The 24,041-nt window shown below is 25.1% G+C and carries 22 protein-coding genes and 6 tRNA genes; 5 read left to right on the top strand and 23 right to left on the bottom strand.

What is annotated here, in order from left to right; all coding sequences use genetic code 11:
- Positions 1-10: 10 nt before the first annotated feature.
- The 12 genes from rpoB to SSDC_RS00090 form a co-directional block, all read right to left on the bottom strand.
- Complete coding sequence (rpoB, locus tag SSDC_RS00145) at positions 11-4,099, bottom strand: DNA-directed RNA polymerase subunit beta (RefSeq protein ID WP_020915295.1); 4,089 nt, start codon at positions 4,097-4,099, stop codon at positions 11-13.
- Positions 4,100-4,305: 206 nt separating this feature from the next.
- Entirely contained in the window at positions 4,306-4,683 is a 378-nt protein-coding gene (gene rplL / locus SSDC_RS00140; RefSeq protein WP_020915294.1) for a 50S ribosomal protein L7/L12, read from the bottom strand.
- Positions 4,684-4,779: 96 nt separating this feature from the next.
- Entirely contained in the window at positions 4,780-5,262 is a 483-nt protein-coding gene (gene rplJ, locus SSDC_RS00135) for a 50S ribosomal protein L10 (RefSeq protein ID WP_020915293.1), read from the bottom strand.
- A 283-nt stretch (positions 5,263-5,545) separates the two neighbouring features.
- Positions 5,546-6,232: a 50S ribosomal protein L1 gene (rplA, locus tag SSDC_RS00130; RefSeq protein WP_020915292.1), complete on the bottom strand. Its 687-nt coding sequence runs from the start codon at positions 6,230-6,232 to the stop codon at positions 5,546-5,548.
- A complete protein-coding gene (gene rplK, locus SSDC_RS00125; RefSeq protein ID WP_020915291.1) occupies positions 6,229-6,663 on the bottom strand; it encodes a 50S ribosomal protein L11 in 435 nt (144 codons plus the stop codon). Before rplK ends, rplA begins: the two co-directional genes overlap by 4 nt.
- A 47-nt stretch (positions 6,664-6,710) precedes the next feature.
- Positions 6,711-7,355, bottom strand: coding sequence for a transcription termination/antitermination protein NusG (gene nusG, locus SSDC_RS00120; RefSeq protein ID WP_020915290.1), 645 nt, complete (start codon positions 7,353-7,355; stop codon positions 6,711-6,713).
- Between the two features lie 10 nt (positions 7,356-7,365).
- Complete coding sequence (secE, locus tag SSDC_RS00115) at positions 7,366-7,740, bottom strand: preprotein translocase subunit SecE (protein WP_020915289.1); 375 nt, start codon at positions 7,738-7,740, stop codon at positions 7,366-7,368.
- A gap of 24 nt (positions 7,741-7,764) precedes the next feature.
- Positions 7,765-7,840: transfer RNA gene (locus SSDC_RS00110), tRNA-Trp, on the bottom strand.
- 56 nt (positions 7,841-7,896) lie between these two features.
- Positions 7,897-9,087 carry an elongation factor Tu gene (gene tuf / locus SSDC_RS00105; protein ID WP_020915288.1) on the bottom strand — a complete coding sequence of 397 codons (1,191 nt, stop codon included), beginning with the start codon at positions 9,085-9,087 and terminating at the stop codon, positions 7,897-7,899.
- A gap of 108 nt (positions 9,088-9,195) precedes the next feature.
- Positions 9,196-9,267, bottom strand: a tRNA-Thr gene (locus SSDC_RS00100).
- Between the two features lie 25 nt (positions 9,268-9,292).
- Positions 9,293-9,366, bottom strand: a tRNA-Gly gene (locus tag SSDC_RS00095).
- A gap of 56 nt (positions 9,367-9,422) precedes the next feature.
- A tRNA-Tyr gene (locus tag SSDC_RS00090) sits at positions 9,423-9,505 on the bottom strand.
- Positions 9,506-9,825: 320 nt separating this feature from the next.
- Between SSDC_RS00090 and SSDC_RS00085 the strand changes: the two genes are divergently transcribed.
- The 3 genes from SSDC_RS00085 (at position 9,826) to lysS (ending at position 13,647) form a co-directional block, all read left to right on the top strand.
- A complete protein-coding gene (locus SSDC_RS00085; RefSeq protein WP_020915287.1) occupies positions 9,826-10,938 on the top strand; it encodes a hypothetical protein in 1,113 nt (370 codons plus the stop codon).
- Positions 10,939-10,995: 57 nt separating this feature from the next.
- Positions 10,996-12,121 (top strand): peptide chain release factor 2 gene (gene prfB, locus SSDC_RS00080; protein WP_235443392.1). Its coding sequence is split into 2 segments (ribosomal slippage): positions 10,996-11,076 and positions 11,078-12,121, totalling 1,125 coding nucleotides; the frame shifts between segments, so codons are not numbered across the junction.
- A gap of 11 nt (positions 12,122-12,132) precedes the next feature.
- Complete coding sequence (gene lysS / locus SSDC_RS00075) at positions 12,133-13,647, top strand: lysine--tRNA ligase (RefSeq protein ID WP_020915285.1); 1,515 nt, start codon at positions 12,133-12,135, stop codon at positions 13,645-13,647.
- A 2-nt stretch (positions 13,648-13,649) separates the two neighbouring features.
- On the opposite strand, the gene SSDC_RS00070 is transcribed toward lysS, so the two are convergent.
- From SSDC_RS00070 to SSDC_RS00030, 9 genes are all read right to left on the bottom strand, one after another.
- Positions 13,650-13,877, bottom strand: a complete 228-nt coding sequence (locus tag SSDC_RS00070; RefSeq protein ID WP_020915284.1) for a sulfurtransferase TusA family protein — start codon at positions 13,875-13,877, stop codon at positions 13,650-13,652.
- Between the two features lie 21 nt (positions 13,878-13,898).
- The gene (gene rsfS / locus SSDC_RS00065) at positions 13,899-14,237 is read right to left on the bottom strand and encodes a ribosome silencing factor (protein ID WP_020915283.1); all 339 of its coding nucleotides are present in this window, start codon (positions 14,235-14,237) and stop codon (positions 13,899-13,901) included.
- Between the two features lie 701 nt (positions 14,238-14,938).
- The gene (locus SSDC_RS00060) at positions 14,939-15,667 is read right to left on the bottom strand and encodes a YebC/PmpR family DNA-binding transcriptional regulator (protein WP_020915282.1); all 729 of its coding nucleotides are present in this window, start codon (positions 15,665-15,667) and stop codon (positions 14,939-14,941) included.
- A gap of 68 nt (positions 15,668-15,735) precedes the next feature.
- Positions 15,736-16,065 (bottom strand): ISC system 2Fe-2S type ferredoxin, encoded by a 330-nt coding sequence (fdx, locus tag SSDC_RS00055; RefSeq protein ID WP_020915281.1) that lies wholly within the window; start codon positions 16,063-16,065, stop codon positions 15,736-15,738.
- 191 nt (positions 16,066-16,256) lie between these two features.
- Positions 16,257-17,816, bottom strand: a complete 1,560-nt coding sequence (gene hscA, locus SSDC_RS00050) for a Fe-S protein assembly chaperone HscA (RefSeq protein WP_020915280.1) — start codon at positions 17,814-17,816, stop codon at positions 16,257-16,259.
- Between the two features lie 23 nt (positions 17,817-17,839).
- Positions 17,840-18,361: a Fe-S protein assembly co-chaperone HscB gene (gene hscB, locus SSDC_RS00045; protein WP_020915279.1), complete on the bottom strand. Its 522-nt coding sequence runs from the start codon at positions 18,359-18,361 to the stop codon at positions 17,840-17,842.
- A 41-nt stretch (positions 18,362-18,402) separates the two neighbouring features.
- Positions 18,403-18,726: a HesB/IscA family protein gene (locus tag SSDC_RS00040; protein ID WP_020915278.1), complete on the bottom strand. Its 324-nt coding sequence runs from the start codon at positions 18,724-18,726 to the stop codon at positions 18,403-18,405.
- A 16-nt stretch (positions 18,727-18,742) separates the two neighbouring features.
- Positions 18,743-19,138, bottom strand: a complete 396-nt coding sequence (gene iscU / locus SSDC_RS00035) for a Fe-S cluster assembly scaffold IscU (RefSeq protein ID WP_020915277.1) — start codon at positions 19,136-19,138, stop codon at positions 18,743-18,745.
- Between the two features lie 87 nt (positions 19,139-19,225).
- On the bottom strand, positions 19,226-20,485 hold the full coding sequence (locus tag SSDC_RS00030; RefSeq protein WP_020915276.1) for an IscS subfamily cysteine desulfurase: 1,260 nt from the start codon (positions 20,483-20,485) through the stop codon (positions 19,226-19,228).
- A gap of 701 nt (positions 20,486-21,186) precedes the next feature.
- On the opposite strand from SSDC_RS00030, the gene SSDC_RS00020 reads away from it, so the two are divergent.
- Both SSDC_RS00020 and SSDC_RS00015 read left to right on the top strand, forming a co-directional pair.
- Positions 21,187-21,259: transfer RNA gene (locus SSDC_RS00020), tRNA-Asn, on the top strand.
- A gap of 108 nt (positions 21,260-21,367) precedes the next feature.
- Positions 21,368-21,441 (top strand) — tRNA-Arg (locus SSDC_RS00015).
- Positions 21,442-21,460: 19 nt separating this feature from the next.
- On the opposite strand, the gene SSDC_RS00010 is transcribed toward SSDC_RS00015, so the two are convergent.
- Together SSDC_RS00010 and SSDC_RS00005 are read right to left on the bottom strand one after the other, a co-directional pair.
- Positions 21,461-22,369 (bottom strand): Rossmann-fold NAD(P)-binding domain-containing protein, encoded by a 909-nt coding sequence (locus tag SSDC_RS00010; RefSeq protein WP_020915274.1) that lies wholly within the window; start codon positions 22,367-22,369, stop codon positions 21,461-21,463.
- A gap of 119 nt (positions 22,370-22,488) precedes the next feature.
- A complete protein-coding gene (locus SSDC_RS00005; RefSeq protein ID WP_020915273.1) occupies positions 22,489-23,868 on the bottom strand; it encodes a TldD/PmbA family protein in 1,380 nt (459 codons plus the stop codon).
- Between the last annotated feature and the right edge of the window lie 173 nt (positions 23,869-24,041).

Below are 24,041 nucleotides of genomic sequence, written 5' to 3'. Positions count from 1 at the left end.
AAATCGCAAATTAATCTTTTTCAAGATCAATATCAATTCCTAAAGATCTAATTTCTTTTACTAATACATTAAAGGATTCTGGCATACCAGCATTAATTGCGTAATCTCCTTTAACTAAATTTTCATAAATTTTAGTTCGTCCATTTACATCATCTGATTTTACTGTTAACATTTCTTGTAATATATATGATGCACCATACGCCTCTAATGCCCATACTTCCATTTCACCAAATCGCTGACCACCAAATTGAGCTTTTCCACCTAAAGGTTGTTGAGTAACCAAGGAATATGGACCGGTTGAACGAGCATGCATTTTATCATCAACTAAATGATGTAATTTTAAATAATGCATATAACCTACAGTTACAGCACGATCAAAAGCTTCTCCGGTGCGCCCATCATACATAGTTACTTGATTTTTTGATGGTGTCATACCTAATTTTTTAGAAATTTTATCAGGATAAGCTAAATCTAACATGCGTCGAATTTCTAATTCATTTGCCCCGTCAAATACTGGAGTAGCAAATGGTATACCAATCTTTAAATTTTCTACTAAAGACATAATTTCTTTATCATTTAAACTATCTAATTCTTCTCTTTTCCCAGATTCATTATAAATTTTATCAAGAAATTTACGTATTTTAATAATATCAACTTTTTCTTTTAACATTTTATCTAAACGTAATCCCAGCCCTCTAGATGCCCATCCTAAATGAACCTCCAAAATTTGACCAATATTCATACGAGAAGGCACGCCTAATGGATTTAAAACAATATCAACTGTAGTTCCATCGGCCATATAAGGCATATCTTCAATAGGTAATATACGTGAAACCACACCTTTATTACCATGTCTACCAGCCATTTTATCTCCAGGTTGTAAACGTCTTTTTACAGCTAAATAAACTTTAACCATTTTTTGAACACCAGGAGGTAATTCATCACCTTGTATTAATTTTCTTTTTTTTTCCTTAAATGCTAAATCAAACTTTTTACGTCTTTCTAAAATTGAATTTTTAATTCTTTTTAAAAAAAAGTTTGTATCATCATCTACATAAATATCAAACCAATCAAATTTATCTAAATTATCTAAATACGATTTAGTTATTTTAATTTCTTTCTCTGTATTTACATGAATAATTTTACCAATTAATACTTCTTCTAAACGTTGAAATATGTCATTTTCAATAATTTGTAATTGATTTTTTAAATTAAGATCATAATTTTGTAATTCATCATGAATGATTTGTTGCGCACGAGAATCACGCACAATTCCCTCATGTGTAAATATTTGTATATCAATAACAGTACCCAACATTCCAGCTGGAACTCTAAGAGAAGTATCCTTTACATCTGATGCTTTTTCTCCAAAAATTGCACGTAATAATTTTTCTTCTGGCGTAAGATGTGTTTCACCTTTTGGTGTAACTTTTCCAACTAATATATCTCCTGTTACAACTTCTGACCCAATATAAATAATACCAGAATCATCTAAACATGATAATTGACTTTCAGATAAACTAGAAATATCTCTAGTAATTTCTTCTAATCCTAATTTAGTATCACGAGCTACAACAGAAAGTTCTTCAATATGAATTGAGGTATAATAATCATTAGAAACAACTCTCTCAGAAATTAAAATTGAATCTTCAAAGTTATAACCATTCCATGGCATAAATGCAACTAACATATTTTGACCTAAAGCTAACTCACCTAAATCAGTTGACGTACCATCAGCAATTACATCATGTTTACTAACACAATCTCCTATTTTAACAATAGGTCGTTGATTAATATTAGTATTTTGATTAGATCGTATATACTTAGTTAAATTATAAATATCAACCCCAACATCTCCAATTCTTGTTTCATTATCATTTACACGAACTACTATTCTCATAGAATCAACATAATTAACTACCCCGCCTCGTAATGCTTGTACAGTATTACCAGAATCAATGGCAACAATACGTTCAATTCCTGTACCAATTAATGCCTTTTGAGGTCTTAAACAAGGAACTGCTTGTCTTTGCATATTTGCTCCCATTAACGCTCTATTTGCGTCATCATGCTCTAAAAATGGAATCAATGAAGCCGCAACAGAAACAATTTGCCCGGGAGCTACATCTACATATTGTACTCTTTCGGAAGAAACTAAAATAGTTTCACCGGCTACACGAGCATATACTAATTCATCAATTAATAAACCATAACTATCGAAAGTAGTATTTGCCTGAGCAATAACATAGTCCCCTTCCTCAATTGCAGAAAGATAATCAACATGATTAGTAATTCTATTATTTTCAATTCTACGATAAGGAGTTTCAAGGAAACCATATTTATTTAAGCGCGCATATAATGCAAGAGAATTAATTAAACCGATATTTGGTCCTTCTGGTGTTTCAATTGGACAAACTCGACCATAATGGGTTGGGTGCACATCACGTACCTCAAAACCAGCACGTTCACGAGTTAATCCTCCAGGGCCTAAAGCTGATATACGACGTTTATGTGTAATTTCTGAAAGAGCATTAGTTTGATCCATAAATTGAGATAACTGTGATGTTCCAAAAAATTCACGAATAACAGATGAAATTGGTTTAGAATTAATTAAATCATGTGGCATTAAATTTTCAATTTCTGATTGAGCTAATCGTTCTTTAACTGCTCGTTCTACTCTTAATAAACCAGATCTAAATTGATTTTCCACTAATTCTCCAACACAACGTACACGACGATTACCTAAATGATCAATATCATCAATTTCCCCATGCCCATTACGTAAACCTACTAATATTTTAATAACAGATAATATGTCACTATTAGATAAAGTCATTTTTCCATATAATTTCTTACATCCAATTTTACGATTAAATTTCATACGACCAACAATAGATAAATCATACCTATCTGCATCATAAAATAAACTATTAAATAATGTATTAACTGAATCTTCTGTAGGAGGTTCCCCGGGGCGCATTGTACGATAAATAGAAGTTTTAGCTGTTATTTGATCTCTTGTTTCATCAATAGATAATGTTTGTGAAATATATGCGCCATGATCTAGATCATTAGTATATAATGTTTCTATATTTAAAATATTCGCTTTACGAAAACTATATAATAATTCTTCTGTAATTTCATTGTTAGCAAAAGCAATAACTTTATTAGTTTCGTGATCAACTATATTTCTTGCTAAAACCTTACCAATTAAATAATCTTCTGGAACTATAATTTTTTTTATACCAGCACTCTCTATCTGACGAATATGCTTATAATTTATTCTTTTGTTTTTCGGGACAATTATCTGTCCATTTTTATCAATAATATTAAAGCACGCTATTTCACCACGAAGATGTTCAGCAACAAAATTCATGCTAGCACCGCTAATATTATGTAAAGTAAAATTATCAAAAGAAAAAAAATATAACAAAATTTGTTCAGGTGTCATACCAATAGCTTTTAATAAAACTGTTATAGGCATTTTTCGTCTTCGATCAATACGAAAAAATAAAATATCTTTAGGATCAAATTCAAAATCCAACCATGATCCACGATAAGGAATAATTCTCGCTGAAAATAATAATTTTCCTGAAGAATGCGTCTTTCCTCTATCATGCTCAAAAAATACGCCAGGTGAACGATGTAACTGAGAAACAACAACACGCTCTGTTCCATTAATAATAAAAGATCCAGTTTTAGTCATCAAAGGAAGTTCACCCATATAAACTTCTTGTTCTTTTATTTCTTTAATAATAGATTTAGGAGATTCTTTATCTAAAATTACTAAACGCATCCTAACACGTAATGATGAAGCAAATGTTAGACCACGTTTTTGACATTCTTTTACATCAAATAACGGTGAACTTAACGTATATGAAAAAAACTCCAAACGAGCTAAACCGGTATGAATAGGAAATACAGATCTAAATGCAGCCTCTAAGCCTTCGTTTTTACGATTAGATGGTATAATATCTGCTTGTAAGAAATTATAATAAGATTCTAATTGCGTTATCAATAAAAAAGGAACACTATGAACATCAGGGCGTTTTGCAAAAGATTTTCGAATACGCTTCTTCTCGGTGAATGAATACTGCATGAACACTCTATGAAATAAAAATAAGATAAAATATAAAATTTAAGATAAAATATTTTTTTTAAAAATTTTTTATTTTACTAAAATTTTAAAAATATCCTATTAGATTAATAAATATGTTTTTATAATTATTTTTAAAAAAAAATAAAAAGTAAATTACTATATACGAATTCAAAATTAAACAAAAATAATTAAATAATTTTTTAAAATTATTTTATTTCTATTTTCGCTCCAACTTCTTCTAATTTTTTCTTAATTGCTTCAGCGGCTTCTTTAGTAATTCCTTCTTTAATTACTTTAGGTGCAGAATCAACTAAATTTTTCGCCTCTTTTAAACCCAACCCAGTAATTTCACGTACAATTTTAATTACGCTAACTTTATTTGTACCAAAATTATTCAATGTAACCATAAATTCTGTTTGTTCTTTTATTGGAGCATCGGAAGAAGATTCCGAATTAGAGTTATTAGAGACTATTGTGGCAGCTGATACTTCAAATTTTTTTTCAAACGCTTTAACTAGATCATTTAATTCTAATACTGTTAAATTACTAATAGCTTTTAAAATTTCATCTTTACCAATTGTCATTGAAAAATTCCCTAAATATTTTTAAAATTATGTTTAGTGAAAGTTAATTATATATAATTAAATGTAATTTAATACTATTTTAACACATATTTAAATTTATTTTTTTTTAGACAAAATGGATAATCCATATATAAAACTAGAAATAGGAAAAAATATTATTTTCAATAATTGAGTTAATAAAACTTTTTTATTCGGAATATTCGCAAATTTAATTATAGTTTTTTTATCAAGTAAATTTCCCGAAAAATTACCTATTCTAATAATAAATTTTTCATTATTTTTAGAAAAATTATTAATAATTTTAGATGATTCAATAATATCATTAGATATTAAATAAATTAATTGACCATGCAACTTAGAAGATAAATTAGAAAAAATAGTATTTTTAAAAACACGACGAGCAAGAGTATTTTTTAAAACACACAAATACACATTTTTTTTTCTTGCTTTTTCGCGCAATTCTGTTAACTGATTCACTTTAATTCCAGAATATTCAGATAAAATAATTATTTGTGAATTAGCCACTTTATCAGAAATTTTATTAATAATAAATTTTTTATTATTCAAATAAGAACTCAAAATTAACCTCCAAAATAATGCTAAAATTTAAAAATAAATTAGTTATAATAAAAAATTATAATTCATTAAATTTATTTTTTTAAAAATATATTTATGTTGTTAGAATTAAATGTAAATAAAATTTAAATTCTCATTATACCATTAGTTCTAATATAAATTATATTCATTAATTTTATATTTTTTAAATTTTATTAAATTTCATATAATTACTATTTTGTTTACTATTTTATATATAATTAAATTTTCATTATATTAATAATTAATTTTAAATTAATTAAAAATTTTATTCAATATTGCAATCAATTTGCAAACCAATACCCATTGTAGAAGATAAATATATTTTTCGAATATAATTTTTATTGGTTGAAGATTTATTTTTATTTAAAATATTAATTAATGCTAAAATATTAGATTTTATATTTTCATTACAAAAAGATTTTCTACCAATTGATGCATGAATAATTCCAGTTTTATCCATACGATATCGAATTTGTCCTGATTTTGCATTTTTAATTGCAGTTAAAATATCAGAATTTAACGTACCGTCTTTTATATTTGGCATTAAACCTTTTGGTCCAAGAATTTTACCTAAAGAACTAACTATATGCATACTTTCAGGAGAAGCGATTACTAAATCACAAGATACTTCATTAGATTTAATTTTTTGAGCCAAATCTTCCATTCCAACAATATCTGCTCCAGCTATTTTAGCTTGCTCATATTTTTCTTTAGGAACAAATGCCGCAATATAAATCTTTTTACCTGTACTAAATGGCAACACAATTGAACCACGTACTATTTGATCAGATCTTTTGATATTAACATTTAAATGAATCGAAATATCAATTGATTCATCAAATTTTGCAGTTGCTGCTTCCTTGATTAAAGTAATAGCACTATCAAAAGAATATATTTTATTTTTATCAAACTTTAATTTATGTTTATTGATACATTTGGATAATTTTTTCATTCAAATCCTTCCACTATAATTCCCATAGAACGCGCTGAACCAGCAATAGTGCGCATAGCAGCTGAAATAGAGGCAGCCGTAAGATCTACATTTTTAATAGTCGCAATTTCTTTGATTTGTAAATATGTTAATTTACCTACTTTATCTGAATGAGGCTTCGCTGAACCTTTTTGAATTCCAGCAGCTTTTTTAATTAAAAAAGTTACTGGTGTTACTTTTTTTTTAAAAGTAAAAGATTTATCAGAAAATACTGTAATTATAACAGGAATTGGAGTACCTAATTCTATTCCTTGTGTTTGTGCATTAAAATTTTTACAAAATTCCATGATATTCAAACCACGTTGACCTAATGCCGGACCAATTGGAGGAGATGGATTAGCTTTTCCAGCTGGAATTTGTAATTTAATAAAACCAGTAATTTTTTTTACCATAATTTTTATTGTTAATTATAAGAAAATTACATAAAAGATACAAAAAATTATATTTTTTCAACCTGATTAAATTCAAGTTCAACCGGAGTTGCTCGACCAAATATAGTAACCGATACACGAACACGAGATTTTTCATAATTAACTTCTTCTATATTTCCACTAAAATCAGTAAATGGACCATCTTTTATACGAACTAATTCATCCAATTGATAAAGGATTTTCGGTCGAGGTTTTTCTACACCTTTTTTTATTTGTTTTAAGATTTCTTCAATCTCTTTTGAGGAAATTGGAGTTGGACGATTTGATTTTCCTCCAATAAAACCAGTAACTTTTTTAGTATTTTTTACTAAATGCCAACTTTCATCTGTCATTTCCATTTCAATTAAAACATAACCTGGAAAAAAACGTTTCTTAATTACTGATTTCTGATTTTTCTTAACATCAACTATTTCTTCAGTAGGAACTAAAATTCTACCAAATTTTTTTTGCATACCTAATTTATTAATACGTTCTATCAATTTTCGTTGAACATTTTTCTCCATCCCAGAATAAGAATGAATAACATACCAACGTTTCTTATTATTTATAGATCTCTCTATGTATTCCTTACCTTTATCTATATTTATTTCATTACTATTAACTATTTCCTTAGTTAATAAATTATCTTGTATAAACTGTTGAACTACATTCATATTATTTTTTTTATCTTAAAATTAAGTTGTATAAAAAAAATTCAAGAAATTTATCAACGCTACGCAAAAAAAATGCCATAAATAAAACAAAAGAAAATACAGTAATTGTCATTTGTATTGTTTCTTTAGGTTTTGGCCAAACAATTTTTTTAACTTCGCATAATGATTCTTTTATAAATTTTATAAAAAGTATTTTCTTTTCTATAGTGTATATCAATATAAATTCCAGTAAAAAACTAATAATTAATATTAATATAGAAAAAAAAGTAAATTTTTTATACAACATACAAAAAACTGAAGTACTAATTATTGCCAAAAAAATAACTAATAAAAATTTGATTTTATCACTAAAAATACTAAAAATTTTTATAAAATAATTAGACATTTTAATACCTTAACATGCTAAATATGGCAGGGGCAGACGGCATCGAACCGCCAACCTTTGGTTTTGGAGACCAATGCTCTGCCAATTGAGCTATACCCCTTTATAAAAATAAATAAAATATAAATCTCTTATTTTTAAAAAATTAACATATAATTTTTATTCAATAATCTTAACAACAACTCCCGCGCCAACAGTTCTACCGCCTTCGCGAATAGCAAAACGTAAACCTTCCTCCATGGCAATTGGATTAATCAATCGCACCGTAATTAACACATTATCTCCCGGCATTACCATTTCTTTATTTTTTGGCAATTCAATTGAACCTGTTACATCAGTAGTTCTAAAATAAAACTGAGGACGATAGTTACTAAAAAACGGAGTATGGCGACCTCCTTCATCTTTTGATAAAGCATAAATTTCACCAGTAAAATGCTTATGTGGTTTAATTGATCCAGGTTTAGCTAAAACTTGTCCTCTTTCTACATCTTCACGTTTTGTTCCGCGCAATAATAATCCAATATTATCACCAGCTTGCCCTTGATCTAATAATTTACGAAACATTTCTACACCAGTACATGTTGTTTTTACAGTATCCTTAATACCAATTATTTCTAATTCCTCTCCAACCCTTACAATACCCCGTTCAACACGACCAGTTACTACTGTACCTCTACCTGATATAGAGAAAACATCTTCAACTGGCAATAAAAAAGCACCGTCTATTGCTCGATTAGGAGTAGGAATATAAGTATCTAAAGCTTTAGATAAAGATAAAATTGATTGCTCACCTAACGGACCTGTATCACCTTCTAAGGCTAGTTTTGCTGAACCTTTAATTATTGGTATATCATTTCCAGGAAATTCATACTTATTTAATAATTCTCTAATTTCTATTTCAACTAATTCCAATAATTCTTCATCATCCACCATATCTGCTTTATTTAAAAAAACAACAATATACGGTACACCCACTTGACGAGCTAATAAAATATGCTCACGTGTCTGAGGCATTGGTCCATCAGCAGCAGAACAGACTAAAATAGCCCCATCCATTTGTGCTGCTCCTGTAATCATATTTTTTATATAATCAGCGTGTCCAGGGCAATCAACATGAGCATAATGTCTAGCCTTTGTTTCATATTCTATATGAGCGGTATTAATTGTAATACCCCGAGCTTTTTCTTCCGGTGCTGCATCTATTTGATCATAAGATTTTGCTTCACCACCAAATTTTTTTGATAATACAGTTGCAATTGCGGCTGTTAATGTAGTTTTTCCATGGTCAACATGACCTATTGTTCCAACATTTATATGCGGCTTAGTTCGTTCAAATTTACTTTTTGCCATTTTATACTCCTAACAATTTTACGAGAATATACAGAAAAAGTATCTTACTTTAAATATGTTTTTCATCTAGAATTTTTATAAAAAAGAAAATTAAAATTTATATCTCAATGCCCTTGACGTGAATTGAACACGTGACCTCTCCCTTACCAAGGGAGTGCTCTACCATTGAGCCACAAGGGCAGTAACTTATTAATAATAAGAAAAATGGAGCGGGTGAAGGGAATCGAACCCTCGTCTTAAGCTTGGAAGGCTTTAGCTCTGCCATTAAGCTACACCCGCGAATATGAAAATATTTAGGAAAATAAATTAATTTAATTATTTTGTGCTTTACTTTTTGGAGAGGGCTGGATTCGAACCAACGAACTCATAAGAGGGCAGATTTACAGTCTGCTGCCATTAACCACTCGGCCACCTCTCCTTTTGAACAGATTAAATAAAATTAATAATGATTTAATAAAAAAAGTTTTTTAAAATAATATTAAAATTATATCATTAAGTTGTTTTAACATCAAAAAAATATTATTAAAATTTTTATTGTATAAACATAAAAATTTATGTATATTAATAATTATTTTACTTCAATAGATTAAAAATTTTAAAATTTAAAAAATGAATTAAATTAATTTTTAAATAAAAATATCAAAAAATTGATAAAATAAATGTAAAAAATTGATGAAATAAATATAAAAATAAATCTCAACAATCTATTAATCTATAATTTTTTTATATAAATTCTATATGAAACATTTAGATATTTTAATACCGTTTGGATTATTACCGCTTGAGATAGCTAATAATTTTATTGATAAATATCAAATATCTTCTTTATCTTCTTTATCAATTTTACTCACAAAAAGTTTAATAAAAACTCAATTAATTAATCCATTTTCTAGAGCACTTGCTCATGAAAATTGGGTAGCGCAAACTTTAGGATTGATTTCTTGCAATAATTTTTTTAATTCAAAAATTTTTTCTCAATTAAATTTTAGTTATTATAATAATTTATCTATTGCTCATATGGCTATGTATATGCTAGGAATTCCAATTCTAAAAGGTTATTGGTTTTTAATAAATCCAGTACATATTCATGTTGGATCTAATTGTTTAATACTAACAGATACACGGAAATTATATTTAACACATCAATCATCATTTATTTTATTCAAAATAGCTGAATCTATATTTTCTAAAAATGGATATTCTATTATATATGGAGATGCTAACAATTGGTTTATAAGAGCAGATAATTGGAAAAAATTAATTACAGCAACACCAAATGCTGCCAGTGAACAGAATATTAAAAATTGGATACCTAAAGGAAAAGGACATAAAGATTGGCTAAAATTACAAAATGAAATACAAATGAATTGGTTTAATCATAAAGTTAATATAGAAAGAGAAAATATTGGGTTAAAAAAAATTAATTCATTATGGTTATGGGGAGGATCTGATTTTAAAAAATCTTTTAATATTATTAAGAATTTTTCTAATATCCCTATTTATGATTCTTGTTTTAATCTTTCTGGATGGATGAAATTATTTAATAAATACTTATGTAATAATAAAAATAATATACTAGAAAAAATAATACAAAAACCTGGATCACGCGCTTTAATAATACTTGATGAATTAATTGAACCTAGTATTTTAAATGAATGGAGTTATTGGATAAAATGTATTAAAAAATTAGAAAAAAACTTGTTCACTAAATTACTTCAAAAATTAAATAATGGATCTTTAAAATCGCTTAAATTAATTTTAACTAAACGAAATAAAATTACTCAATTTAATTGCAATCGTAATATTCTACGAAAATTTTGGATTAAACCAAATTTAAAAAATTTATTATAAATAAATTTATATTTATAATTAATTAAATAATTTATAAAATTTTACTTTTTTAAAAAAATGGAATCAGAATACTTAAATAGCATCAAGATAAAATTAAATAATATAAGTAATAAGATGATTGAACTACGGAGATATCTTTGACTTTGATAAAAAATTTAAAAAACTTGATATAATTAATAATAAACTTAAATTCCCTGACATTTGGAAAAATCAAGAATATATAAAAAAACTTAGAAAAGAAAAAAAAAAATTAGAACATATTGTTTTAAATTTAATTAAAATTGAAGAAGAAATATCTTATAATCGTGATTTATTTGAAATTATATGTATAGAAAAAGAAGAAAATATGTTAAAAGAAATTGAGGATAATACTAATAAATTAAACAATAAAATAAAGGAAATAGAATTCCATCAATTTTTTAACGATCCATTGGATTTTAATAATTGTTTTATTGATATTCAATCCGGGGCCGGGGGAATTGAAGCACAAGATTGGGCGTCTATGTTACTTCGTCAATATTTACGTTATTGCGAAAGAAAAGGTTTTATAGTTGAAATTCTCGAGAAGTCAAATGGTGAAATAACGGGTATTAAAACCGCAACATTAAAAATTAAAGGAAAATATGCTTATGGTTTTCTTAAATCAGAATCAGGTATACACAGATTAGTTCGTAAATCACCTTTTGATTCTTCTAATAATCGTCACACTTCATTTTCCAGTTTATTTGTATACCCAGAAATAAATAATTTAATCAATATTAACATTAATCCTGCTGATTTACGAATAGACACCTATCGTGCATCAGGAGCAGGAGGGCAGCATATTAACAAAACTGATTCAGCTGTTCGTATTACACATATTCCAACTGGTATTGTTGTTCAATGTCAAAATGATCGCAGTCAACATCGCAATAAATCTGAAGCATGGGATATGCTAAAATCTAAATTATATAAACTAAAATTACAATATCAAATAAAAGAAAAAAAAAAATTAGAAGATACAAAAAAAGATATTAAGTGGGGGTATCAAATTCGTTCGTACGTATTAGATAAATCAAGAATTAAGGATTTAAGAACTAATTTAGAGACTAAAAATATAAAAGATATTTTAGATGGAGATTTAGATAATTTTATCATTGCCTCATTAAAACAACATTTATTAAACAAAATAACTAAAAATTAAAAAATACTATTATGGATGAAAATACTATAATTTCTGAGAGACGTAATAAATTAAATTTATTACGAAAAAAAGGTTTTGCATTTCCTAATGATTTTTATCCAATACATAATGCTAATGATTTACATATACATTATGATAATACTGAAAATTTTATATTAAAACAAAAATCAATTTTTACTATAGTTGCCGGACGAATAATGCTCAAAAGAGTTATGGGGAAAATTTCATTTATCATGTTACAAGATACATCCGGTCCAGATTCTAATGGTAAAATTCAATTATACATTTCTAACGAAATTATTGGTAAAAATTTATATACTGATTTCAAAAATTATGATATAGGAGATATTATTGGAGCAAAAGGAACTTTATTCAAAACTAATACAGGAGAATTATCTATAAAAGTATCATCACTAAAATTAATTACTAAATCATTACGACCACTTCCTAATAAATTTCAAAAATTATCTAATCAAGAAATTAAATATCGTCACCGTTATATTGATTTAATTATAAATGAAAATACGCGAAAAGTTTTTAAAAAAAGAACGCAAATAATTTCTTCTATTAGACACTTTATGGAAAAAAATGATTTTATGGAAGTTGAAACACCAATATTACATAATAAACCTGGGGGGGCTATAGCTAAACCATTTATTACTCATCATAATTCTCTTAACATGAAAATGTTTTTAAGAATAGCTCCAGAATTATATCTAAAACGTCTTATAATTGGAGGATTTAATAAAATTTTTGAGATTAATAAAAATTTTCGTAATGAAGGAATTTCACCTAGACATAATCCTGAATTTACAATGATAGAATTTTATGCTGCTTATACAAATTATATTTGGTTAATGAAATTTACAGAAAAAATGATTAAAAAAATAATAATGGATTGTATAGGTACCACTAAAATAGATTACCAAGGTCGTTTACTTGATTTTAGTAAATCATTTGAAAAATTAACTATTATTGAAGCTATAAAAAAATATACACCTCAATACAACGAAATAGATTTACAAAATAAATTATTTCTAAAATCTGAATTAAAAAAAATTAATCCAAAATTTAATCAAAAAAAAATATTAAATAATTTAAAAAAAGATATATTACAACTCATGTTATTTGAAGAAACTACCGAAACAAAACTTTGGAATCCAACTTATATTACTAATTATCCTACTGAAATTTCACCATTAGCTAGAAAATCAAATATAGAAAATAATAATATAACAGAACGTTTTGAGTTATTTATTATTGGAAATGAAATTGCTAATGGTTTTTCTGAATTAAATGATCCTGAAGAACAATCTGTTCGCTTTAAAAATCAAATTGATTTAAAAAATGAAATTAATGGAGAGTTATCTTCTTATTATGATACAGATTATATTCATGCATTAGAATATGGTATGCCACCAGCTTCTGGTTGTGGAATTGGTGTTGATCGTTTAATTATGTTATTAACTAACTCAAAAAACATTCGTGATGTCATTCTATTTCCTCATCTTCGAAACGAAAATTAAATTTATTTACGTTTTATAAAAAAAATAAATTCATTATTTTTTTTTATTTTTTTTAACAAAATATTTCCTGTTTGTATAGAAAAAATATTAATATCTTCAAAAATATTAATATCCGTTGCTGTAATACGTAAAATTTCTCCATGCGACATTTTTGATAAAATTTTTTTAGTTCTTAAAATAGGTATAGGACAATACAAACCCCTCAAATCAAGATCTTTATGAAATTTCATAATTTTTATTATTCAATATATTTAGTTAAATTTAATTTCTTTTTCACCCCAAATTTCTTCTAAGTTATACATATTTCTAATATATGGATTCATAATATGAATAATTATATCCCCTAAATCTAATAAAAGCCATTCGCTAGATTTTTTACCTTCTATATTTACAATATTATTATTTATATTTTTAATATTCTTACGTATTGATACAGCTAATGCATTAATTTGTCGTTTAGAACTTCCAGAAGCAATAGTAATTCTATCAAATAAATTAGTTAAATTAGATGTATCATATACCTTTATATCTTGTGCCTTAATATCTTTTAGTATTTTAATAACCATTATTTGTCGTTTATTAATATTCATTTAATCATAAAATTTAAATTCAATTAAAATTTAATAAAATAAAAAATAAAACTATGTAGTATAAAAATGCTTTTTATAAATAACCGTGAAAGATCGCTAATTATAATTTAATTAGTAGTTGTAATTAACATAATTTTTATCGCTTAAAATTTTATGTTAAAAAATAAACGTATTCCTAATAAAACATATAATTTCATGCATTTAAAACATATATTAATTAATTCTTTTCAAAATCAATAGCATTTTATAAATTATATAGTTAAATAATTTATTATTACCGATATATACTTTAAAATTATTATTTTTGCTAAAATAATAATAAAAAAATCATATCCTTTAAAAAACCAATATATCTGAAATATTTATATATTATTCAACTTTTAGAATACAAAATTAATAAAAATACCAAAAATTATAAATAGTCCAGATTATACTTACTTCAACAAGTAAATCCAATTACTATATAAATACAAAAAAATCAATATAATCCTACCAATAAAATTCGTAATACAACATGGAAATAAATAAAAAATTAGTAAAAGTTTTATTTAAATAACGTAAATTTAAATTAGATTTAATTAATTAATAAAACAATTAATAAATTTTTATAACTAATAACGTTATACAAAATATAATAATTTTAATTTAAATAATATTTCGTAATTTTAGTTAAGCACTAAATTTTTAAATATTTTTATTTTTTAATCAAAAATTAAAGCATTAGTATAAACTTTTTTCACATCATGTAATTTTTTTAACTCATTTAAAAGTTTTTGTAATTTAATAGCTTCACCATCTTTAAATACAATATTTGTATATGGTTTCATTACAATACCAGAAGATTCTGCTTTAAATCCAGTCATTTCTAATGAATTTTTTATTTCTATAAATTTTGAAGGCGATGTAATTATTGTAATTTTATTATCTTTATCTATTAAAAAATCTTCAGCACCCTTTTCTAAAGCCAAATCTAATAGAGTATTTTTTTTTGTATTAGGTGAAAATAACAATTGGCCACAATGTTTGAACATAAATAACACTGATCCTTCTTTACTTAAATTTCCCCCATTTTTATTAAAAATATTACGTATATTAGATACTGTACGCATACGATTATTAGTAATACAATCAACTATTATAGCCGCTCCATTAACACTATAACCTTCGTATCGAACTTCTATATAATTTATATTCTCATTTTTAATATTGCTATTATTTTTTTGAATAGCACGAAAAATATTATTTTTAGGTATATTAGCGTCTAAAGCTTTTTCAATAGCTAAACGTAATTTTATATTAGTATCAGGATTATTACCAAAATTAATAGCAACTCTTAATTCTCTCATGATACGAGTACATATTTTACCTCGTTTAGCATCAACTATTAATTTTTTTCTTTTTATGTTAGCCCATTTACTATGTCCAGCCATAATAAAAATTTTATATATTTAAAAAAAATAAATGTATAATTAGAAAAATTTTATTTTTAAAAATAATTTTATTTAACTTGATTTATTGTATATCGTGGAATTTCAATAGTTAAATCTGATGATCCTAATATTACCTGACAAGATAATCTTGAATTTTCTTCTAGACCCCATGCTTTATTTAACATATCTTCTTCTACTTCATTAGCTTTATTTATTTCATTAAAACCTTCTCTAATAATTACATGGCAAGTAGCACATGCACAAGATTTTTCGCATGCATGCTCAATAAAAATTGAATTTTTTAATAACGCATCACATAAAGAGATACCAGAATTTTCATTAAAAATCGCACCATCTTCACAAAGAACAGGATGAGGTAAAACAATAACTTGTGGCATACAAATTTATTTTTTAAAAGTTTATTATTGAAAATATTAAATTTAATCTTTTTATTTTTTGATATTTTTTACTTTTATTTATAACAATATATCGCTATTAAAATAAAAAACATTTTTACAAATATGTTACTATAAAATTTTACTTTTTCAAAATTCTATTTTTAATTTTTATTAAATTTTTAATATAATAATTATTTATCTTTTAAATTACTTTTTATCTCATCTAAATTCATATTATAAAACGGTTTAATAGTAATAAATTTTTTTTTTCCAGATATCTTTTCGTATGCAAAAATCGATAATAAACCATCCGCATCAACTTGATAAGTTACTTTTATACGAGCTCTACCAGCCGGCATAGGAGGAATATCGCGCAACTCAAAATTTGCCAAAACCTGACAATTTTTAACTAATTCATCTTCACCTTGAACCACTTTAATAGCTATTGCAGTTTGATTGTCTTTAAATGTTGTAAATTCACCAGAATAAGAACATGGAATAGTAGTATTTCGAAAAATAATTTTTTCTACTAAACCACCAATAGTTTCAATACCTAAAGATAAGGGAATTACATCCAGTAAAAGAAAATTATCATCAATACCTCGATTTCCGGATAAAAAATTAGCTTGAATTGCTGCACCAAATACTACAGCTTTATCTGGATCTATACTTGTTAATAAAGTAGTTTTAAAAAAATTACTAACTCCTTCATGAATATGCTTCATACGAGTAGAACCACCAACTAATATAACATTATTAATATCTTTAATGGTTAAGTTAGCATCCATTAATGCTTTGCTAGAAAGTAAAATAGTCCTATTAACCAAATGCTGTGTTATTGTAAAAAATTGTTTCATATCAATAGTTATATTAACTATTTTTTTATCACTTAATTTAACATTTAATTTAACACTAGATTGATATGATAATAATTCTTTAATTTCACGAGACTTGATCATTAAGATATTAACATCTTTATACGATAATTTTTTTAAGAAAGCATTTTTTACAATCCAAGAAAACAAACAATAATCAAAATCATCTCCACCAAGATTTGAATCACCCCCAACAGATAAAACTTTAAATACACCATTCTTAAATTTTAAAATTGAAATATCAAAAGTCCCACCACCAAGATCATATACAGCAAAAATACCTTCAAAAATATTTTTATCTAATTTATAAGCTATAGCAGCAGAAGTTGGTTCATTTAACAAACGTAATACATTTAATCCTGCTAATTTTGCAGCATTTTTGGTAAATTGTCTTTGAATATCATTAAAATAAGCGGGGACAGTAATAACCGCTCCAAATATTCTATTATTAACAGCATTTTCAGCTATCTTTTTTAAAGTAATAAAAATTTGAGCTGATATTTCAATTGGACTTTTTATTCCAGAAATAGTTTTAATATGTAACATTCCAAATTTATTTTGAAAATCATAAGGAAAACTATTTATATTAATATTTTTTAAATCACGCGCTATAAAACGTTTAATAGAAGAAATAGTATTTTTTGGATCAATATTTTGTGTTATTTTGGCTTTTTTCCCAACATATATTTTTCCATCAGGAAGATAACGGACAATTGATGGTATAAGAAAATAACCATACTTATCTTTTAATACTTCTGGAATATTGTTTCGAACTATTGCTACTAATGAATTAGTAGTTCCAAAATCAATTCCAATTGAAACGCATTTATTTTTAACTGATATATCATCAGGTTCTGAGATTTGAAGTAATGCCATAAATTTAACTATATTTCACTATATTATTGAGTTATATTCATTAACATAAATGCATTATTAATTTCAATATTAAATTTTTTTAAGAACATTAATTTGTGTATATTTAATATTGCAGAATTATACTGATTTTTATTAATAAAATTTTCTATAATTCTCATTTCTTTTTTACTTATTTTACGTATTTTTTTTGACAAAATTTCTAACTTACCTTTATCTTTTTTATTTTTTATTATACTAAGAGTTTCTCGCCATTTCATTTGTTGTTCTAAAAAATCATGCGAAAAATTAAGATTTAATTTAGTATTTAAATCAATTCCATTTAATTTACACAAATAAATAGATCTAAGAAATGGATCTTTTAATATTGAATATGCTTTATTTAAATATGTAGATAATTTAACTGAAGCATCTTGATCAATTTTTGATTTTTGAATAAAATTATCTGGATGTATTTTTTTTTGAAAATTGTAATAAATTTTATCAAGTAAATCCATATCAATATTAAAACATTTAGGTAAATTAAAAAAATCAAAATAATTTTTCATGTTTAATTACTTATCAATGAATAAAAATAATAAAAATATTTTTAAATTTGAAAACTTTTCCCGCAACCACATTTATTTTTAATATTTGGATTTTTAAATTTAAATCCCTTATTCAATCCATCAAATTCAAAATCTAATTCTATACCATTAAAATATAAAAGATCTTTTTCATTAATAAATATTTGTACACCATTTAATTTAAATACTTGATCTTCTTTTCTTTTTTCATCTACATATTCTAATTTATAAGAAAGACCAGAGCAACCACGATTATAAACACCTAATCGTAAACCAATACCCTTTCCTCTCTTTTGTATATATTTATTAATATATTTTGCTGCTTTTTTAGTAACCTTAATTTCCATTTTTATAAAAATTAAATTATTTATTTTTTATATTTTTTTGTTTATCTTTATAAGATTCTATAGCCAATTTAATTGCATCTTCAGCTAAAATAGAACAATGTATTTTTAATGGAGGAAGCACCAATTCCTCTGCAATATCAGTATTTTTTATTGACATCGCTTCATCTAATGTTTTACCTTTAACCCATTCTGTAACTAAAGATGAAGAGGCGATAGCTGAACCGCATCCATAAGTTTTAAATTTAGCATCAGTAATTACTCCATTTTTATTAACTTTAATTTGTAATTTCATTACATCACCACAAGCTGGAGCGCCAACCATTCCAGTTCCCACTGTATTATCATTTTTTTCAAATACACCAACATTACGTGGATTTTCATAATGATCTAATACTTTTTCCGAGTAAGACATAAAAAATTCCTTTATAAAAAATAAAAATTCTTTACTTTTAAAGAAATTAAACTAAAAATTGTATTAAAATTAATACCTTTAATTATGTTAATGAATAGCCCATTTAATTGTATTAAGATCGATTCCTTCTTTATGCATATCCCACAAAGGAGATAATTCGCGTAATTTTTTAACTTTCATTTTTAATAATTTAATAGTAAAATCAATTTCTTTTTCAGTAGTAAAACGACCAATGGTAAATCTTATTGAACTATGAGCTAATTCATCATTACATCCTAATGCTCGCAACACATAAGATGGCTCTAAACTTGCTGAAGTACATGCTGATCCAGATGAAACAGCAATATCTTTTATTGCCATCAAAAGCGATTCACCCTCTATAAAATTAAAACTAATATTTAAATTATGGGGAATACGATTATTCATATCACCATTAATATAAATTTCTTCAATAGATTCCATTAATCCATTATATAAACGCTTTTGTAAAAATAATATACGCTTTAATTCTTCTTTCATTTCTATACGCGCCAAACGAAATGCTTCACCCATTCCTACAATTTGATGAGTAGCTAATGTTCCCGAACGCAAACCATACTCATGACCACCTCCATGAATTTGAGCTTCTATACGAGTTCTAGGGTTTCTTCGTATATATAAAGCTCCAATACCTTTAGGTCCATATATTTTGTGCGCAGAAAAACTCATTAAATCAACTTTACAATTTTGAATATTAATATCAATTTTTCCAACAGCTTGTGCTGCATCGCAATGAAAAATAACACCTTTTGATCTACATAATTCACCAATCTCTAAAATAGGTTGTATCACTCCAATTTCATTATTAACCAACATAACAGAAACTAAAATAGTGTCAGAACAAATCTTCTCCTCTAATTGAGAAAGAGTAATTAATCCGTTATTCTTAGGTTTTAAATAAGTAACTCTAAAACCATCATTCTCAAGTTTTCTAATTGAATCAAGTACAGACTTATGTTCAGTTTGTACTGTAATAATATGTTTTCCTCTTTTTTTATAAAAATGAGCAGCACCTTTAATGGCTAAATTATTACTCTCTGTTGCACCAGAAGTCCATATAATTTCTCTTGGGTCGGCATAAATTAATTGAGCAACTTCATTACGAGCTTTTTCTATTGCTTTTTCTGCTGTCCAACCATATATATGATTACGCGAAGCAGGGTTACCAAATTGAACACGAAGATATGGAATCATTTTATCAACAACACGAGGATCAATTGGTGTAGTAGCTGAATAATCCATATATATTGGAAGATTTTTTATTTTATATTCATTAAATAAAAAATTGTTTTTAATTTCAGAATTCATGTATATATAGTTTTTATAAAATAGTTAAATTTTAAAATTTAATTATATATATATTTTCGATATTTTATAGTTTTTATAAAAATTTTAAAACTATTAAATATTAATTGTACACTTAAAATACAATCAAAAAATACATTATTACTTTTGATTTTTAATATTAAATTTAAAAAATAAAAATGATATTTTTTCAAAATTAAAATTATTTTTATTTTATTAAACATTCTTTAAACAATAAAATTTTTGGTAGTTTTAAAAAAATTAATGCAGATAAAAATATATTAAAAATAATTTTAGAGTGAAAGTTTATCATGATGTAATCATATTACTCCACTTTTAAAATATGTACAAATTTCTGAAAAATATTAAATTGATAGACTTATTTATAATCAATCAGTAATAGTAAATTTATTAAATAAAAATAGTAAAAAACTTCTTGTATTCTTTTACAAATAAAAACTCTGTACATGACACTAGTTTAATATTAAAATTTTTATTTATTTTTAATGTCACTTATATTAAATTTAATAAAAAAATTTATTATTAATAATTTATTCAAATTATTTAGATGATAATAAAATAATTTTTGTGCAATATTTATTATCATAAAGCATCATTAAAAAATATATAGAGATAATATTTTTAAAAAATATATTATCTTGACAAGATTATAATTTTTAGTGAAAATTCAAAATATCATCTTATCCCTGATAGCTCAGTTGGTAGAGCGACGGACTGTTAATCCGCAGGTCCCTGGTTCGAGCCCAGGTCAGGGAGCATAAAAAAATAATTTTATTTTTAAAACTAAATTTTTAAAGAAAATAAAAATATAAAAAAATATTTATACTTGTATAAATAGTATTCTTCAAGAAAAATTATTATTTTCTGCCTTTAGCTTAACCGGATAGAGCAATGCCCTTCTAAGGCATAGGTTACTGGTTCGATTCCAGTAAGGCAGGCGCCTATATTTTTTAATCATCATATTTTTAAAATACTCTTATTCTTGATAAAGAAATCATTAATATCTGAATAATTAAATATGAATTTTAATTCCTTTTTAATTCTTTTATTATGTATACGTCTTGATTCTGACATAAATGATAATAAAAATGATGATACGTTTTTTTGATTTTTTAATTCAAAATAAGAAAATCTTGGAGATTTGGGTAATTTAAATAAATTAGATATTTTATCAAAATAATCAGCCATTTTTAGATTACTATCGTCTACAGTATTATACACTCTTAATGATAAACCTCTATTTATAGCAAATATAATCAATCTTGCTAAATCATTAGCGTGAATATGATTAGTAAATACATCTTCTGACTCTACTAATGCTCCTATTTTATTCTTTAAACGCTCTAACGGAAGTCTAGACTTCGAATATATACCTGGAACACGTAAAATTATTAATTTATTTTTTAAAAAACGAGCCCATATTTTCCATATTTGTTCTGCATCAATTCTACGCTTAGCCCGTTCAGTACATGGATTAACTAATCTAGTTTCATCAATAAAATCACTATTACAATTACCATAAACACCTGTAGTACTAATATACATTAAAATTGAATTTTTATTAAAAACAGAAAATAAATTTCGACTACCTTTATCATAAATATCCTTTGAAAAAGGCGGGGCAAGAAAAATAATAATATTTGCTATTTTTTTTAATCTTTTTAAACTTTTATAATCACCTAAATCAATCAAAATCGGTATTACTCCCAAAGAACGTAATTTAAAAAAAATTTTTAAATTTTTAGTAACCGCAAATATACGAAAACGTTTATGCAATAAATTTAATAAACGTATACCAATATTTCCACAACCAATAATTAATAATCTTGGTAAACCAATTTTTTTTACAAAAAAATTTTTACTCATAAAATAATAATATATGTTAATTATATTTTATTAATTTTATTATATTTAATTATAAAAATATTTTTTGTATATTTTTATAATGTGAATAAAATTTTTATTTTATTTATATTTAATTAGTATTATTTTCCAGCAATAATCATATTTTCAATTAAAATTGAGCCACTAGTATTAGAGTTTCTTGTTAAAACATCACTACCAATAGCAACAATTTGTTTAAACATATTTTGTAATTTACCAGAAATTGTAATTTCTTCTACAGAATATTGAATTTTTCCATTTTCAATCCAATAACCAAATGCTCCTTTTGAATAATCCCCGGTAATATAATTTATACCATCACCCATTAATTCTGTAACCAAAAGTCCCGTATTCATTTTTTTTAACATTTCTTTTAAATTATCTGATGATTTAGTTTTATTAGAAATAATAATTAAATGATGTGCTCCTCCAGAATTTCCAGTAGTTTTCATTCCAAGTTTTTTGGCTGAATAAGTTGACAAAAAATATCCTTGAATTATACCATTTTTAACTACTAGGCGTTTTTGAGTTTTTACCCCTTCATTGTCAAATGAAGAAGAACCAAATGAACCTAAAATATGAGGATCTTCTATGATTTGAATATGTGAGCTAAATATTTTTTTTCCTAATGAATCAACTAAAAAAGTAGATTTACGATAAAGAGAATTACCAGATATTAACCGAGCAAAAATATTTAATAATTCAAATGCTAAAGGCGCCTCAAATAATACCGGACATTTTCGTGTGCTAATTTTTTTAGCTTTAAGACGTGAAATTGTACGTTTAGCAGCATAAAAACCAATGATTTCAGGTTGATCTAATTTTTTAGGATCAGAATTCGAGGAATACCAATTATCACGCTGCATTTCCTTTCCCTTTATAGCTATGGGAGATATAGAAATAATATGCTTAGAAAATGGATAACCACTCATAAATCCATGACTATTAGCTAATAAAAAATGAGATTGTTGTGTAGTTACGCCTGTATTTTCATTATTAACAATAAGAGAATTAAAATTAAATGCTTCATTTTCACAACGATAAGCAATTAATTTTGCATCATCTATTGATAAAAACCACGGGGTATATAATTTAAAATCAAGAGGATTCATTTCTAATGTATTTTCATCAGGTAATCCCGCAAAATTATCTGAAGCAGTAAAACGAGCTATATTGTATGCAGCATTAATTGTGTCATATAAAGATTTTTTACAAAAATCTGATGTACTAGAATTTCCATAAAACATTTTTTTTCCATCTTGAATATAAATAATTACATTCATATTTTTATCATTATTTTGCTCAATAACGTCTATCTTACCTTTTCGGACAAAAACAGAAAAACCATTTCCTTCATTAAATTCAATTGATGAATGTGATGCTCCTATTTTTTTTGCATAATTTAGCATATCTTGAGCTAATTGTTGAAATTCACTTTTAGAATAAATAAATTTTGATCTATTTTTAATCAATTGTTCCATATGTTTCGTAATTTAATTTATTAAAATTTAATTTATTAAAGATAACTTACTAAAATATCTTCCTATAAAATTATAACTAATAATTTTTTAAAAAATATTAAATTTTATAATTTTACAGTTAGTTTATAGTTCATTATATTAACTTACACATAAATATAAAATTATTTTTCACA

Source organism: Candidatus Profftella armatura, from assembly GCF_000441555.1.
In the GTDB taxonomy this organism is placed as follows: domain Bacteria; phylum Pseudomonadota; class Gammaproteobacteria; order Burkholderiales; family Burkholderiaceae; genus Profftella; species Profftella armatura.
Note: the sequence above shows the minus strand (reverse complement) of the source record. Positions and strands in the feature narration are given on the sequence as shown.

Excerpts from the sequence above, each read along its gene's own strand:
- rpoB (WP_020915295.1), bottom strand. The coding sequence starts at position 4,099 with ATGCAGTATTCATTCACCGAGAAGAAGCGTATTCGAAAATCTTTTGCA.
- rplL (WP_020915294.1), bottom strand. The coding sequence starts at position 4,683 with ATGACAATTGGTAAAGATGAAATTTTAAAAGCTATTAGTAATTTAACA.
- rplA (WP_020915292.1), bottom strand. The coding sequence starts at position 6,232 with ATGAAAAAATTATCCAAATGTATCAATAAACATAAATTAAAGTTTGAT.
- rplK (WP_020915291.1), bottom strand. The coding sequence starts at position 6,663 with ATGGTAAAAAAAATTACTGGTTTTATTAAATTACAAATTCCAGCTGGA.
- nusG (WP_020915290.1), bottom strand. The coding sequence starts at position 7,355 with ATGAATGTAGTTCAACAGTTTATACAAGATAATTTATTAACTAAGGAA.
- secE (WP_020915289.1), bottom strand. The coding sequence starts at position 7,740 with ATGTCTAATTATTTTATAAAAATTTTTAGTATTTTTAGTGATAAAATC.
- tuf (WP_020915288.1), bottom strand. The coding sequence starts at position 9,087 with ATGGCAAAAAGTAAATTTGAACGAACTAAGCCGCATATAAATGTTGGA.
- SSDC_RS00085 (WP_020915287.1), top strand. The coding sequence starts at position 9,826 with ATGAAACATTTAGATATTTTAATACCGTTTGGATTATTACCGCTTGAG.
- lysS (WP_020915285.1), top strand. The coding sequence starts at position 12,133 with ATGGATGAAAATACTATAATTTCTGAGAGACGTAATAAATTAAATTTA.
- SSDC_RS00070 (WP_020915284.1), bottom strand. The coding sequence starts at position 13,877 with ATGAAATTTCATAAAGATCTTGATTTGAGGGGTTTGTATTGTCCTATA.
- rsfS (WP_020915283.1), bottom strand. The coding sequence starts at position 14,237 with ATGAATATTAATAAACGACAAATAATGGTTATTAAAATACTAAAAGAT.
- SSDC_RS00060 (WP_020915282.1), bottom strand. The coding sequence starts at position 15,667 with ATGGCTGGACATAGTAAATGGGCTAACATAAAAAGAAAAAAATTAATA.
- fdx (WP_020915281.1), bottom strand. The coding sequence starts at position 16,065 with ATGCCACAAGTTATTGTTTTACCTCATCCTGTTCTTTGTGAAGATGGT.
- hscA (WP_020915280.1), bottom strand. The coding sequence starts at position 17,816 with ATGGCATTACTTCAAATCTCAGAACCTGATGATATATCAGTTAAAAAT.
- hscB (WP_020915279.1), bottom strand. The coding sequence starts at position 18,361 with ATGAAAAATTATTTTGATTTTTTTAATTTACCTAAATGTTTTAATATT.
- SSDC_RS00040 (WP_020915278.1), bottom strand. The coding sequence starts at position 18,726 with ATGGAAATTAAGGTTACTAAAAAAGCAGCAAAATATATTAATAAATAT.
- iscU (WP_020915277.1), bottom strand. The coding sequence starts at position 19,138 with ATGTCTTACTCGGAAAAAGTATTAGATCATTATGAAAATCCACGTAAT.
- SSDC_RS00030 (WP_020915276.1), bottom strand. The coding sequence starts at position 20,485 with ATGAATTCTGAAATTAAAAACAATTTTTTATTTAATGAATATAAAATA.
- SSDC_RS00010 (WP_020915274.1), bottom strand. The coding sequence starts at position 22,369 with ATGAGTAAAAATTTTTTTGTAAAAAAAATTGGTTTACCAAGATTATTA.
- SSDC_RS00005 (WP_020915273.1), bottom strand. The coding sequence starts at position 23,868 with ATGGAACAATTGATTAAAAATAGATCAAAATTTATTTATTCTAAAAGT.